The 13,223-nt window shown below is 66.0% G+C and carries 14 protein-coding genes; 11 read left to right on the forward strand and 3 right to left on the reverse strand.

Annotated elements, in window-relative coordinates:
* The first annotated feature begins 13 nt into the window (after nt 1–13).
* From KHN93_RS14645 to KHN93_RS14675, 7 genes are all read left to right on the forward strand, one after another.
* On the forward strand, nt 14–700 hold the full coding sequence (locus tag KHN93_RS14645; protein WP_211920528.1) for a Fe2+-dependent dioxygenase: 687 nt from the start codon (nt 14–16) through the stop codon (nt 698–700).
* The gene (locus tag KHN93_RS14650) at nt 693–1,451 is read left to right on the forward strand and encodes a tetratricopeptide repeat protein (protein ID WP_211920530.1); all 759 of its coding nucleotides are present in this window, start codon (nt 693–695) and stop codon (nt 1,449–1,451) included. Before KHN93_RS14645 ends, KHN93_RS14650 begins: the two co-directional genes overlap by 8 nt.
* 7 nt (nt 1,452–1,458) lie before the next feature.
* Nucleotides 1,459–2,097, forward strand: a complete 639-nt coding sequence (locus tag KHN93_RS14655) for a PepSY-associated TM helix domain-containing protein (protein ID WP_047129069.1) — start codon at nt 1,459–1,461, stop codon at nt 2,095–2,097.
* Between the two features lie 22 nt (nt 2,098–2,119).
* Entirely contained in the window at nt 2,120–2,635 is a 516-nt protein-coding gene (locus KHN93_RS14660; protein ID WP_039526195.1) for a DUF2271 domain-containing protein, read from the forward strand.
* Between the two features lie 171 nt (nt 2,636–2,806).
* Nucleotides 2,807–3,610, forward strand: coding sequence for a DUF4198 domain-containing protein (locus KHN93_RS14665; RefSeq protein WP_211920532.1), 804 nt, complete (start codon nt 2,807–2,809; stop codon nt 3,608–3,610).
* Nucleotides 3,611–3,677: 67 nt separating this feature from the next.
* Nucleotides 3,678–4,652 (forward strand): FAD:protein FMN transferase, encoded by a 975-nt coding sequence (locus KHN93_RS14670; RefSeq protein WP_211920534.1) that lies wholly within the window; start codon nt 3,678–3,680, stop codon nt 4,650–4,652.
* Nucleotides 4,649–6,403 (forward strand): flavodoxin domain-containing protein, encoded by a 1,755-nt coding sequence (locus KHN93_RS14675; protein ID WP_211920536.1) that lies wholly within the window; start codon nt 4,649–4,651, stop codon nt 6,401–6,403. The genes KHN93_RS14670 and KHN93_RS14675 overlap by 4 nt, the downstream gene beginning before the upstream one ends.
* A 491-nt stretch (nt 6,404–6,894) precedes the next feature.
* Here the strand turns inward: KHN93_RS14675 and xopAW are convergent, their stop codons facing one another.
* The 3 genes from xopAW to KHN93_RS14690 all read right to left on the reverse strand — a co-directional run bounded on the left by xopAW (nt 6,895) and on the right by KHN93_RS14690 (nt 9,250).
* On the reverse strand, nt 6,895–7,560 hold the full coding sequence (gene xopAW / locus KHN93_RS14680; protein ID WP_104559343.1) for an EF-hand domain-containing protein: 666 nt from the start codon (nt 7,558–7,560) through the stop codon (nt 6,895–6,897).
* A gap of 154 nt (nt 7,561–7,714) precedes the next feature.
* Entirely contained in the window at nt 7,715–8,515 is an 801-nt protein-coding gene (locus KHN93_RS14685) for a HutD/Ves family protein (RefSeq protein WP_104559723.1), read from the reverse strand.
* 360 nt (nt 8,516–8,875) lie between these two features.
* Nucleotides 8,876–9,250 (reverse strand): ComEA family DNA-binding protein, encoded by a 375-nt coding sequence (locus KHN93_RS14690; RefSeq protein WP_016904771.1) that lies wholly within the window; start codon nt 9,248–9,250, stop codon nt 8,876–8,878.
* A 157-nt stretch (nt 9,251–9,407) separates the two neighbouring features.
* On the opposite strand from KHN93_RS14690, the gene KHN93_RS14695 reads away from it, so the two are divergent.
* The 4 genes from KHN93_RS14695 (at nt 9,408) to murU (ending at nt 13,131) form a co-directional block, all read left to right on the forward strand.
* Complete coding sequence (locus KHN93_RS14695; protein ID WP_211920538.1) at nt 9,408–10,901, forward strand: M20 family metallopeptidase; 1,494 nt, start codon at nt 9,408–9,410, stop codon at nt 10,899–10,901.
* Nucleotides 10,902–11,070: 169 nt separating this feature from the next.
* On the forward strand, nt 11,071–11,343 hold the full coding sequence (locus tag KHN93_RS14700; RefSeq protein ID WP_054591453.1) for a GlsB/YeaQ/YmgE family stress response membrane protein: 273 nt from the start codon (nt 11,071–11,073) through the stop codon (nt 11,341–11,343).
* 58 nt (nt 11,344–11,401) lie between these two features.
* Nucleotides 11,402–12,424, forward strand: coding sequence for an aminoglycoside phosphotransferase family protein (locus KHN93_RS14705; RefSeq protein WP_104559341.1), 1,023 nt, complete (start codon nt 11,402–11,404; stop codon nt 12,422–12,424).
* Nucleotides 12,421–13,131 (forward strand): N-acetylmuramate alpha-1-phosphate uridylyltransferase MurU, encoded by a 711-nt coding sequence (murU, locus tag KHN93_RS14710; protein WP_104559340.1) that lies wholly within the window; start codon nt 12,421–12,423, stop codon nt 13,129–13,131. The genes KHN93_RS14705 and murU overlap by 4 nt, the downstream gene beginning before the upstream one ends.
* Nucleotides 13,132–13,223: the final 92 nt, after the last annotated feature.

Raw genomic sequence — 13,223 nt, forward strand, 5'->3', positions numbered from 1 at the left:
TGGAGACCACCGCATGTTGCTGCCCATTCCCGATGTGCTAAGCCCCGCCCAGCTCGCCGAGCTGCGCGCGCGGCTGGACGCGGCCGACTGGGCGGACGGCCGCATCACCGCCGGCCATCAGTCGGCGCAGGCCAAGGACAACGCACAACTGCCCGAAGACAGCGCCGTCGCACGCGAGGCCAGCGCGCTGGTGCTGGACGCACTCTCGCGCAGCGCTACGTTCTTTTCGGCGGTCTTGCCGCGGCGCATCTATCCGCCGCTGTTCAATCGCTACAGCGGCGGGCAATCGTTCGGTTACCACATCGACAATGCGATCCGCTACGACCGCAGTCGCGGCGGCGCCGATCCCGTGCGCACCGATGTTTCGGCCACCTTGTTTCTCAGCGACCCGGACAGCTACGACGGCGGAGAGCTGGTGATCGAAGACACCTACGGCACGCAGTCGGTGAAGCTGCCGGCCGGGCACCTGGTGATCTATCCCGGCACCAGCCTGCATCGGGTGATGCCGGTGACCCGCGGCGCCCGTGTCGCCTGTTTCTTCTGGACGCAAAGCATGCTGCGCGACGATGCGCAGCGTCGCCTGCTGTTCGAACTAGATGTGTCGATCCGGCGGCTCACCCAGGACACCCCCGGCCATCCGTCGCTGATCCAGCTCACTGGCGTGTATCACAACCTGTTGCGGCAATGGGCCGATGTCTGAGCCCGCACTGGACCCGGCGCAGCTGATCGAGCTGTTGCACACGCAGCCCGATCGCGCGGTAGCGCTGCTGCGCAAGGCCGCCGAGCGCCAGGATCTGACCGCGCAACTGCTGCTCGCCCAGCTCTACGCCGAAGGCCGCGGCATCCCCGCCGATCCGGCCATGGCGATGCTGTGGTACGAGGTCGCCGCCAATGCCGGGCATGCGGAAGCGATGAACCAGCTGGGGCGCTGCCACGAACTGGGCTTCGGCACCGCGTGCAACGCGGTGCTGGCGGCGCTGTGGTACCGCCGCGCCGCCGAGCATGGGCTGGATTGGGGCATGTACAACCTCGCGCATCTGTACGGCTCCGGCCGCGGCGTGGCGCAGGACCACGCGCAGGCGTTGACGCTGTATCGCACCGCCGCCGAACGCGGGCATGCCAAGTCGATGAACTTCGTGGCGCGCTATCTCGACCAGGGCCTGGCCTGCGCTGCCGATCCGATCGCCGCGCGCCACTGGTACCGCCGCTCTGCCGAAGCAGGCGATTTTCGCGGCCAGGCCGGTTACGCCACCTTGCTCGCGGACGCCGGCGACATCGATCAGGCCGAGCGATGGATGCGCCGTGCGATCGCCGGCGGGCATGCCGGCTTCCTGCAACAACTTACCCCGTTGCTTGCGGGTGCAACGCAGCCACGTCTGCGCGCCTTGCTGAGCGAAGTGGCCGCGCGGCAATCGCACCTGCAGCCGTCGCTCGCAGTGGATGTGGCCTGAGCGCGCCATGGCGACCTCCAACAACACTCTTGCCGCCACCCAGCAACGCCGCGGTTTCTGGCTGCGCATGCTGCATCAGTGGCATTGGATCAGTTCGGCGCTGTGCCTGATCGGCATGCTGCTGTTCACCATCACCGGGCTGACCTTGAACCATGCCGCGCGCATCGAAGCCAGCCCCTCGACCGAACACCGCACGCTCACGCTGCCGCCGGCCCTGCTCAAGTCCCTGGGCAGCCGCGAAGACGGCGAGGCCCCACTGCCGCCGCGCGTGGCGCAGTGGCTGGGGCGTGAGCTGGACATCAGCATCGGTAACCGTGCCGGCGAATGGTCGGCCGACGAGGTGTATCTGGCGCTGCCGCGTCCTGGTGGCGATGCCTGGCTGAGCCTGGACCGCAGCACCGGCGCGATCGAATACGAGCGTACCGGGCGCGGTGCCATCGCCTATCTCAACGATCTGCACAAGGGACGCAATGCCGGGCCAGCCTGGGGCTGGTTCATCGACGTGTTCGCCATCGCCTGCCTGGTGTTCTGCATCACCGGGCTGTTCCTGCTGCATCTGCATGCGCGCCAGCGCCGCATGACCTGGCCATTGGTCGGCCTGGGTCTGCTGATTCCGTTGCTGCTCGCCCTGCTGTTGATCCACTGACTTTTTCCTACCGGAGACGATCATGCGCGCCACCCTGACCATCGCCCTGAGCGGCCTGCTCGCCATGCCGGCATACGCCGCCACGCTCGACATCAACGTCGAGATCCCCAAGCTCAACGTCGCCGAATATCACCGCCCGTACGTGGCGATCTGGCTGGAAGGTGCGGACCAGAAGGTCGCCGCCAATCTGGCGGTCTGGTATCAATCCAAGGACACCGCCGAAGGCCACGGCACCAAGTGGCTGCCGGACCTGCGCCAGTGGTGGCGCAAGAGCGGGCGCACCCTCGAGGTGCCGGTCGACGGCGTCACCGGCCCCACCCGTCCGGCCGGCGCGCATGCGCTGTCGTTCTCCGACACCAAGGGCGCGTTGAAGTCGCTGCCGCCCGGCCAGTACACGCTGGTGGTGGAAGCCGCGCGCGAGGTCGGCGGCCGCGAACTGGTCAAGGTGCCCTTTACCTGGCCAGCAAAGTCTGCGCAGACCGCCAAGGCCAGCGGCAGCAGCGAGCTCGGCGCCGTCAGCCTGGTCGCCAAACCCTGAGCATTGCCTGCTGGTGGCGGCCGCGCGCAGCATCCGCGGCCGGCCACGGCGCAGCTGCGCAGTGCATCGCGTTGCCAGACACATTCGCTTCCCACGCATCCACGCAGCGCCATACCTACGCGCTGATCAGACACGTGACCCACCGTCCTCATCGTCCTTCAAGGAGTTGTCATGAAACGTTCGCTCGTCCTGATCGCCATGCTCGCCGCACTGCCGCTCAGCGCACTCGCCCACAAGGCCTGGTTGCTGCCGTCGCAGACCGTCATCGCCGGTGAGGCGCCGTGGATCACCGTGGATGCAGCGGTGTCCAACGACCTGTTCTACTTCAACCACGTGCCGCTGCGCCTGGACAACCTGAGCATCACCGCGCCCGATGGCACCGCGCTCAAGCCGGAAAATCCGGCCACCGGCAAGTACCGCAGCGTGTTCGACCTGCAGCTCACCCAGCCCGGCACCTACAAGCTGAGCATCGTCAACGCCGGCCTGTTCGCCAGCTGGAAGGAAGACGGCAAGCCCAAGCGCTGGCGTGGCGACGAAACCCGCTTCGCCACCGAGGTGCCGAAGAACGCGCAGGATCTGCAGGTCTCGCAGTCCTTCAACCGGGTGGAGACCTTCGTCACCCGCGGTGCGCCGACCACCACGGTCTTCAAGCCCGCCGGCAAGGGCATCGAGTTGGTTCCGGTGACCCATCCCAACGATCTGGTCGCCGGTGAAGCGGCGCAATTCACGCTGCAGCTGGATGGCAAACCGGCGGCCGGGCTGGAGATCGAGATCGTGCGCGGCGGCACTCGCTATCGCGATGCGCAGAACGAGATCAAGCTCAAAACCGATGCCAAGGGCGGCTTCAGCGTGACCTGGCCGGAGCCGGGCATGTACTGGCTGGAAACCACCACCGAAGACACCAAGACCTCGCTGCCGCAGGCCAAGCAGCGCCGCCTGGGCTATGTCGCCACCCTGGAAGTGTTGCCGCAGTAATCTGCCGGCACGCGGCAGGAGCGCACGCAGCGTGCACCCTGCCGCCCCATCTTCATAAGATCCGTCCATGTCCGCATCGTCTTCCGCCGACCACGCCATTGCCACGCTCGGCGGCCGCAGCATGGGCACCACCTGGAGCGTGAAGCTGGTGGCGCCGCGCGGGCGCGATCTGCACCCCTTGCATGCGTGCATCCAGACCGCGCTGAATCGTGTGGTCGCGCAGATGAGTACCTGGGAGGCCGATTCGGATATCAGCCGTTACAACCGCGCACCGGCGGGCAGCTGGCACCACCTGCCGGACGAATTCCACGCAGTGCTGAGCGCAGCATTGGAGATCGCACAGGCCAGCGAGGGTGCCTTCGACCCCACCGTCGGCCCGATGGTCGAGCTATGGGGCTTCGGCGCGGCGGACACGCGCCAGCGCGTGCCGGAAGCGCAGGCGATCGCATTGGCGAGCCTGCGTTGCGGCTGGCAACGCCTGCAGCTGAATGGCAGGCGTGTGCTGCAGCCTGGCGCAGCGGCGCTGGATCTGTCCGGCATCGCCAAGGGCTTCGGTGTGGACTGCGTGCATCGCGCATTGCTGCAGTCGGGTATCGACAGTGCATTGATCGAGGTCGGCGGCGAATTGTTCGGCTACGGACGCAAACCCGACGGCAGCGCTTGGCGCGTGCTGGTCGAATCCGCCCCCGACGAAGACGCCGGCAGCGCGCTGCCACCACGCGTGCTGGCGCTGGATGGCCTGGCGGTCGCCACCTCCGGCGATCGCTGGCACCGCTTCGATGCCGATGGCACGCGCTACACGCACACCTTCGACCCACGCACCGGCGCGCCCGTTCCGCATGCCCCTGCGGCGGTCACCGTACTCGCACCTGATGCGATGCGGGCCGACGCCTGGGCCACCGCGATGACCGTGCTTGGCGCCGATGCCGGTCTTGCCCATGCACGCAAGGCGGAACTGGCCGTGCGATTCCTGGCACGCAAGGACGGCATCCTGCTCGAATCCATGAGCCCGGCATTCGAACGCCACCTGTCCGCGTCATGAGCAGCGCCACCTCACGCGTGTGGCTGGGCAACGGGCTGGTTCTGCTGGCGCTTGCGGTCATCGTCGGCTGGCTGGCCGGCCTGCATGAGGGCGCATGGTGGAGCGCACCCACGCCGCATCGTTGGCAACTGGCCACACACGGCCTGGCGCTGTATCTGGGCCTGTGTGCGGTCGTGCTGCTGCGTGCTCGCAAGCGCGTCGGCGCACAACGCGCAGACGCCAGCGGCGTGTTGATCGTCTGGGCAAGCCAGACCGGATTTGCGCGTGAACTGGCGCAACGCAGCGTTGCCGCGTTGCAATCGGCAGGCGTCGGCGCGCACGCGCTGCCGATCGAAGCCGTCGACAGCGATCAACTCGCACGCGTGCCGCGGCTGCTGTGCATCGTCAGCACCACCGGCGAGGGTGATGCGCCCGACCATGCGCAGGCCGCCGAGCGCGCCTGGCGTGCCGACCACGCGCAGGATCTGACCGCCGTGCAGTACGCAGTGCTGGCGCTCGGCGACCGTGGTTACACGCACTACTGCGCGTTCGGCCGACGCCTCGACGATCGCCTGCAGGCGCGCGGCGCCACTCGCCTGTTCGAACGCGTCGAGGTCGATAACGCTGACCCGAACGCCCTGCAGCACTGGCAACGCCGTCTGGCGGAACTGGCGCCCGCACTCGCGACGCAACCCGACTGGAGCCTGCCGACCTACACCACCTGGCAGCTACGCGAACGTGTCCACGTCAATCCCGGCAGCGCGGGTGCGCCGATTTACCGACTGCGCCTGACGCCATGCGACGGCGCATTGCCGCAGTGGAGCGCAGGCGATATCGGGGAGATCGCACCGCGTCACGCCCCGGATGCGGTGGAGTCCTGGCTGCGGCGCAACCACTACGATGGCGCGCAGCAGATCGACGGCCGCCCCCTGCGCGACTGGCTCGGCGGCGCGCAACTTCCCGTCGATGCCGATGCCGCTTTCGGTATCGATGTGGGTGCCGGTGCCAGCCTCGGCGATAGTGCTGGTGCTGGCGCCGATGCCGAAGCCGAAGCCAGAATCGACCCAATCACGGATATAGGTAAAGGCACTGATACAGCTACGGGAACAGCCACAGGCACAACTTCACCACTGGACGCAGATGCGTTGGTGCGAAGTTTGGCCGCCCTGCCCCATCGCGACTATTCGCTTGCCTCCATCCCCGAGGAAGGCCATGCCGAACTGCTGGTGCGCGAGCATCGGCACGCCGACGGCAACCTGGGGCTGGGTAGCGGCTGGCTCTGCGTCCATGCACCGATCGGCGCAGCCATCGCGCTGCGCTTGCGCAGCAACCCCGGCTTCCACCCGCCTGCACCCGAACAACCAATGCTGCTGATCGGCAACGGCACCGGCATCGCCGGTCTGCGCGCGCATCTGCGTGCACGCATCGCAGCCGGTGCGCATCGCAACTGGCTGCTGTTCGGCGAACGCAATGCCGCGCACGACGCGCTGTATGCCGACGAGCTGCAGCAGTGGCATCAGGATGGCTGGATCGAGCGCTTGGATCTTGTCTACTCGCGCGATCAGCAGCAGCCCCCGCATTACGTCCAACACGCACTGGCCGCAGCCTCCGACCGCCTGCGTCATTGGATCGATCAAGATGCCTGCATCTACGTCTGCGGCAGCCTGCGTGGTATGGCGCCCGAACTCGACCACACGCTGGATTGCATCCTCGGAGCCGATGTCAGACAGCAACTGCTACGCAACGGTCGCTATCGCCGCGACGTGTACTGAACCATCGCGTGCGGCACTGCCAAAGCGATCAACAAAACGATTACGCAGGTGCCCGCAGCGCGTCTGCTGCTGAAATCCGCAACATCCCTGCTTGCGGTGGCTGCCCGTCAACCGCACCGGCTGATCCAACGCTGCGCGCCGTTGCTGCAGCCATCTGCTCTTCCCTATGCTCCCGACCGTTATCGGCCGCCGACAACTGCTTGTGGCATTTGTCAGGCGGCCAATGGCGAAGAAGAAAGCAATCGCATTGCCCAGAGTTCACAGCCGGATTGCCCCAAGAAGAAAGCAGTAGTTCACAGCCCAAACTTCACAGAGGGCGCATCCAGTGATGCATCCGCGATGCGAGAAGCAGTCTTTGGTCCAACGCCTTCCGCGACGAAATTCCCCGCTGACGCAGTGCTGCATCGACAGGGCACGCAGCACCATCGCTGCACCGCGCGCTGGATACACCGCTACCGCTCCGGCGTCACCGTTATCTCTCGATCACCGCATTACGCTGCCAGATCGACCAGATTGCTCGTTGTCGCGCTGCCGCCAATGCTGCGGTACTGCCCCACGGCCATCTGCACCAACGCTGCATAGGCCTGCTGCGTCCCGTCGCTGCCGGATGCATCGGCCGATGACGGCGGTCGCGGCGGTGGATCGCGCGGCTGCATCGCCTCCTGCAGCTCCTGCAGACTCAGCGCCCCGCTCTTGTCGCTGTCGAGCAGGTCCAGCAGCTGCGTGCTCGACGCACTGTCGCCATTGACCAGCGTGCTCAATTCACCGCTGCTGACACTGTCGTCGCCATCGCTGTCCAGGCCGGCAAACAACGACTGCATATCCTCTCCTTGCTCACCCGGCGGCGGCGGAGGCGGCGGCAAGGCCTGCGCCAGTTCGCTCTCGCTGACGGTGCCGCCACCATCCTGATCGAGCATGCTCAGCAGCCCATCGATGTCGATCTTGCTGTCGTCATCGCTATTGGACGACAGCGCGGTCGACAGCTCGGACGCGGTCAGGCTGCCATCGCTGTCGCTATCGATGGATTTGAACAACTGTGTCAGTGGATTGGTTTTTTCCGCCTGCGCGTCGGATGCGCTGTTGCCGGTGCTCGCGCTGCGGCTTGCATAGGCCGGGTAGGCGGCATAGCCGGCTCCGACCGAGCTGATGGTACTCATTGATTTCCCCCTGGAATTGCCGGAACCACTCCCGGCCCATGCACTGTTCCCTAGCCAGGTGGCACAGCGATGCCGTCGCTTGTCCGCGTTGACACGAACGCATCCGGACGCGTGCCGAGTGGGGCGCGCCCTGCTCGCAGATACGTGAAACGCCCTAGACCGGGCTCACCCGGATCGCCAGCAGCTCGCCGCCGCCATCGAGCACATAGCGGCTGCGCGTGGAGGCACTCAGCCATGCGGTATCGCCGGCAGCCAATGGTGGCAGGTCACTCTCGCGCCCAAAGCTGGCCTGGCCTGCTAGCAGGTGGATCGCCCAGGCGCTGCCCGGGTCGGCGAAAAACAGCATGGTGCCGACCAGCGGCCGGTGCAGCAGTTCGGTCTGCACCAGATCGCGCCGCCACATCAGGTTGAAATCCTGGGTCGGCCCGTCGAGCAGGGTCGCATGTACCGTTTCCTCGCCTGCAAATCGGACGCGCTGGTGTGGCGGCAGCAATTCGCAACTGCGATGACTGCTGCCAGGAACATCGCCACCGGCGCCGGCGCTGGCGTCATGGACGCCCTGGTCAGCGCCACTGCCCTTATTGCCATTGCCGTTGCCACTGCCACTATCGCTTTTGCTGACGCCGCCGCTAGTAGCCGTGCCGATGCCAATGCCTGCACCGGTGCCTGTGCGGGTGCCGGTGTCAGTGCTGGTATCGCTGCCCATACCGCTGGCAGCATCGCCAAACTGCAGCCGCATGCCATTGCCGTGCAACAGCACCAGCTCGCGATCGATGCCCGGGAATGCGGAAAACGCCGCGTCCTGCTCGATCTCGGCAATCGACAGGCGTAGCGACCACGCATCGGCGTCGCCGAGACGCAGGATCTCGCGCGTCCAGCCCAATTGATTGCGCCACCGCTCACGGCGGTACTCGGTGGCCGGAATCACCCGGCTGCTCAGGTCTGTCAGCTGCATGGGCGCATTGTGCCGCAAGCGCAGCGCCAAGCCGTCATGCGGTGCTTCAGGGCTGCTGATGTGCCCTAGGCTCAATGCCAAGCCTCAACTGGAGGGTGTGGCCGAGACCCACGAAGCGGTTGGTGCCTCACGAAGTAAGTAGCGCTTCATGCGGCGAGCACTGCTTTCCCGCAGTTACAAACGCTTGCGTGCGCTCGCGACCCACGCGGGCCCAAAACGAAAAACGCCCGGCTGCACATCCAAGTGCAACACCGGGCGATTCCACGTCCTTGTCGGCATCCAGCCATCCCCCGGACATCCTGTCCAGTTAGGTTGCGGCCACGCATCCTCGCGTCGAACCGTATCTCGGATCCTTTCCCATTAACGCCGTCCCACCGGTTTCACCGCCGCCCCCTTGGCAGCCTTCTTGGCGGGAGCCATCGTGGCTCCTACTTCGATCAGGTCTCGATTCCGTTCGACCGTCTTGAGTCCGATGCCCTTGACCAGTGCCAGTTCCTCGGCACTTTTGAAGGGACCGTTTGCCTGACGGTGCTCGACGATTGCCTCGGCTTTTGATCGCCCGACGTTCGTCAGCACCTTGTCCAATTCCTCAGCAGACGCGGTGTTGATATCGACCTTGTCGAGTGCATACGCATTCGAGGACAACAGCAACGCCAGTAGCAGGGACTTCAGGGCTACGGTAAATGACTTCATTGCAACGCTCCTTGTGGCTTGGGTGATGGTCCTAGCCAGCATTCCTGCCGGCGGAGCCAGTGTCCCGCGCCACATGCAGCAATCCTATCGCCAACGAACTTTTCACACAGCCGGTGAACTGCGCGCCGCCTTGTAGGGAAATACCTACCCCCAGGCACGGGCGTAGAATGTGCCGTTACGTCACGTATTCGGAGTCTCCATGGACAGCGCCAAGATCGACCAATTCATCAGCGAAACCTGGGACCGCGAGATCGTCCCGCAATTGGTCGATTACATCCGCATCCCCAATAAATCGCCGATGTTCGATGCCGACTGGGTCGCGCACGGCTATATGGAGCAGGCGGTCACCCTGATGGAAACCTGGGCGCGCGCGCAGGCCATCGAGGGCATGCAGGTGGAGGTGGTGCGCCTGGAAGGCCGCACGCCGTTGATCTTCATCGAGATTCCGGCAACCGGCGCCGAATCGGGCGACGACACCGTGCTGCTGTACGGCCACCTGGACAAGCAGCCGGAAATGACCGGCTGGGATGCCGACCTCGGCCCATGGGAGCCGGTGCTGCGCGACGACAAGTTGTACGGGCGCGGTGGCGCCGACGATGGCTATGCGATCTTCGGTTCGCTGGCGGCGGTACTGGCGCTGCGCACCCAGGGCCTGCCGCATGCGCGCTGCGTGGTGCTGATCGAGGCCTGCGAGGAATCCGGCAGCTACGACCTGCCGGCCTATGTTGACCATCTGGCCGCACGCATCGGCAAGCCATCGCTGGTGGTGTGCCTGGATTCGGGCTGCGGCAACTATGAGCAGTTGTGGTGCACCACCTCGCTGCGCGGGCTGACCGGCGGCAACCTGAGCGTAAAGGTGCTGGAGGAAGGCGTGCATTCGGGCGATGCCTCCGGCGTGGTGCCGTCCAGCTTCCGCCTGCTGCGCCAGTTGCTGTCGCGGATCGAGGACGAAGCCAGCGGCCGCATCCTGCTGGACGGATTGCATGTGCAGGTGCCGGCCGAACGGCTGGCGCAGGCCAAGGCCGCGGCGGCGACGCTGGATACCGCCATCTTCGACAAGTTTCCGATGGTCGAGGGCCTGGTGCCGATGCATGACGACCTCACCGAGCTGGTGTTGAACCGCACCTGGCGCCCGGCGCTGTCGATCACCGGTGTGGATGGCATGCCGCCGCTGGCGTCGGCCGGCAACGTGCTGCGTCCGCAGACCGCGGTGAAGCTGTCGCTGCGCCTGCCGCCGACCGCCGACGGCAAGGCCTGTGGCGAACTGCTGAAAGAGGCCTTGCTGCGCGACACACCGAACGGCGCACAGGTGACGCTGGAACTGGAAAAGGCATCATCGGGCTGGAATGCGCCCGAGATGGCGCCATGGCTGGCAAAGGCCATCGACGACGCCAGCCTGGCATTCTTCGACAAGCCGGCGATGTACATGGGCGAAGGCGGCTCGATCCCGTTCATGGGCATGCTGGGCGAGAAGTTCCCCGGCGCGCAGTTCATGATCACCGGCGTGCTCGGCCCGCATTCCAATGCGCATGGCCCCAACGAGTTCCTGCATATTCCGATGGGCAAGCGGGTCACGGCCTGCGTGTCCAAGGTGATCGCCGAGCACCACGCCGCCTGCCTGCGCGGCGAGACCAGCGGCTCGCCGGTGGCGGCCGATAGCGGAACCCGTCATGGTGGGCATGGCTGCTGCTGATTGACCCCTGGACCGCCCCGCGCATGCCGGGGCGGTCCAATGGCATTGCGGTGCGCTGCGGCACGCGCATGGACATAACCCCAACGCCTTCGTCGCAGTCGGCGCTGCACATGTGGTTGCCACGGCAGCGAATGCTAGTCTGCCGATCCCACTTCCCTCAGTGCCTGCGATGAACAATCTCTTCGGTAGCGACAGCTGGCTTTACATCATTCTGGTCGGCTTCGTGGTCGGGCTGCTTGCCCGTTTCATTACGCCCGGCACGCAGCGACTGGGTTGCCTGCTGACCATCGTCCTGGGCATCGCCGGCGCATTGGTGGCCAGCTGGTTCGGCCGCTACATGGGCTGGTACCACGCCGGCGAACCGGCCGGTTTCCTCGGCGCGTTGCTGGGTGCGATCGCGATCCTGGCGCTGCTCCGGCTGTTCAGCGGCAGCAAGCGTTGATCGACCCGGCGTCGCTGCCGACCTGGCTGCGCCTCACTTCACGACACAGCATTTACCCATGACGTCATCGTTGACTCCCGATACCGCGCGCGCTGCGCTCCGCCTGCAATGGGCGCGGCAGGCGTTGAACGACCCTGAGGTCACGCTGCAACGTGCCTCGGTCGATGCGGGATTCCGCAGTTACTGGCGTACCCAAGGACGCGGCGTGGACCGCATCCTGATGGATGCGCCACCTGCACTGGAAAACGTGGCGCCCTGGTTGCGCATGCATGCCCTGCTCGGCACCCACGGCGTGCGCGTACCGCAGGTGCTTGCGCAGGATCTTGAAACCGGCTTCCTGCTGCTGGAAGACCTGGGCGTGCCGACCCTGGCGCAGGTGCTGACCGACGCCAATGCCGACGCGCTGCTGGATGCTGCGATCAGCCAGTTGCTGCTGCTGCAGCGCATTGCGCCGCCTGCCGACAGCGGCGTGTTCGGCGAGGCGCTGCTGCAACGCGACGCCGGACTGTTCGAAGAATGGTTTCTTGGCCGCCACCTGGGCCTGCAGCTGGATTGCGGCCAGGCCGAGCAGCTGCAGTTGGTGCAGCGCCGCTTGATGGACAATGCACTGGCGCAGCCGCGCGTCTTTACCCACCGCGATTTCATGCCGCGCAATCTGATGCCGGTCGGCGACGGGCCGGCGGTGCTGGATTTCCAGGATTGCGTGATCGGGCCGATCGCCTACGACCCGATCAGTCTGTTCAAGGACACCTCGGTGAGTTGGCCGCTGGCGCGCGTGGATGGCTGGCTGGAGCGCTACCACGCGCGTGCCGCAGCGGCCGGATTGCCGGTGCCGCCGCTGGCGCAATTCCTGCGCGATGCGGACTGGATGGGCGTGCAGCGGCACCTGAAGAATCTCGGCATCTTCTCGCGCCTGAGCCATCGCGACGGCAAGCACTGGTATCTGGATAACGTGCCGCGTTTCATTGTCTATCTGGACGAGGTGTTGCCGCGTCATCCGGAACTTGCGCCGCTGATCGGCCTGCTGGAAGACCTGGTCAAACCTGCCCTGGCGGCACACTCCGCGCAGGCCGGCGCATGAAGGCACTGATCTTCGCCGCCGGTTTCGGCGAGCGCATGCGTCCGTTGACCGAGCGCACGCCCAAGCCGCTGCTGTCGGTCGGCGGCACACCGCTGATCGTCTGGCATCTGCGTAAGCTGGCCGCGCTGGGCGTGGACGAGGTGGTGATCAATACCTCGTGGCTGGCCGAGCAGTTTCCGCAGGGACTGGGCGATGGCAGCGCGTTCGGGCTGCGGTTGACGTACTCCTTCGAGGGCGACAGCCCGCTGGAAACCGGCGGCGGCATGCTGCACGCGTTGCCGTTGCTGGGCGATGCCCCGTTCCTGCTGGTCAACGGCGATATCTGGACCGATTTCGATTTTGCGCGGCTGTCGAGTGCGCCGACAGGTTTGGCCCAGCTGGTGCTGGTCGATCAACCCGCCTATGCGGCGCGCGCAGACTTTGCGCTGGATGCCGATGGCAAGGTGCGTGCAGATCTACCCGCGACCCTGACCTACGCCGGCATCGGCATGTATCGACCGGCGTTGCTGCGCGATTGGCAATCGGTCATCGGCCAGCTCCCGGAGCACACCGGCACGGCACCACGCTTCGCGCTGGCGCCGATCCTGCGCGCGCAGATGGCAGCAGGCCTGATCGATGGCATCCACCACGCCGGGCGCTGGACCGATGTCGGCACGCCGCAGCGATTGGCGGAGCTGGATGCCCGGTTGCTGCACGACGGCGGCTGATCGCAACCACGCCGCTGCAAATATCCAGCCGCGCGTCTCGCATTGCTCGAACCACGAACACCGACCATCTCGACGGGCTTGCAGCCAACCCA

Source organism: Xanthomonas arboricola pv. juglandis, assembly GCF_905367715.1.
Lineage (GTDB): Bacteria > Pseudomonadota > Gammaproteobacteria > Xanthomonadales > Xanthomonadaceae > Xanthomonas > Xanthomonas arboricola.

Excerpts from the sequence above, each read along its gene's own strand:
- KHN93_RS14645 (WP_211920528.1), top strand. The coding sequence starts at position 14 with ATGTTGCTGCCCATTCCCGATGTGCTAAGCCCCGCCCAGCTCGCCGAG.
- KHN93_RS14650 (WP_211920530.1), top strand. The coding sequence starts at position 693 with ATGTCTGAGCCCGCACTGGACCCGGCGCAGCTGATCGAGCTGTTGCAC.
- KHN93_RS14655 (WP_047129069.1), top strand. The coding sequence starts at position 1,459 with ATGGCGACCTCCAACAACACTCTTGCCGCCACCCAGCAACGCCGCGGT.
- KHN93_RS14660 (WP_039526195.1), top strand. The coding sequence starts at position 2,120 with ATGCGCGCCACCCTGACCATCGCCCTGAGCGGCCTGCTCGCCATGCCG.
- KHN93_RS14665 (WP_211920532.1), top strand. The coding sequence starts at position 2,807 with ATGAAACGTTCGCTCGTCCTGATCGCCATGCTCGCCGCACTGCCGCTC.
- KHN93_RS14670 (WP_211920534.1), top strand. The coding sequence starts at position 3,678 with ATGTCCGCATCGTCTTCCGCCGACCACGCCATTGCCACGCTCGGCGGC.
- KHN93_RS14675 (WP_211920536.1), top strand. The coding sequence starts at position 4,649 with ATGAGCAGCGCCACCTCACGCGTGTGGCTGGGCAACGGGCTGGTTCTG.
- xopAW (WP_104559343.1), bottom strand. The coding sequence starts at position 7,560 with ATGAGTACCATCAGCTCGGTCGGAGCCGGCTATGCCGCCTACCCGGCC.
- KHN93_RS14685 (WP_104559723.1), bottom strand. The coding sequence starts at position 8,515 with ATGCAGCTGACAGACCTGAGCAGCCGGGTGATTCCGGCCACCGAGTAC.
- KHN93_RS14690 (WP_016904771.1), bottom strand. The coding sequence starts at position 9,250 with ATGCTGGCTAGGACCATCACCCAAGCCACAAGGAGCGTTGCAATGAAG.
- KHN93_RS14695 (WP_211920538.1), top strand. The coding sequence starts at position 9,408 with ATGGACAGCGCCAAGATCGACCAATTCATCAGCGAAACCTGGGACCGC.
- KHN93_RS14700 (WP_054591453.1), top strand. The coding sequence starts at position 11,071 with ATGAACAATCTCTTCGGTAGCGACAGCTGGCTTTACATCATTCTGGTC.
- KHN93_RS14705 (WP_104559341.1), top strand. The coding sequence starts at position 11,402 with ATGACGTCATCGTTGACTCCCGATACCGCGCGCGCTGCGCTCCGCCTG.
- murU (WP_104559340.1), top strand. The coding sequence starts at position 12,421 with ATGAAGGCACTGATCTTCGCCGCCGGTTTCGGCGAGCGCATGCGTCCG.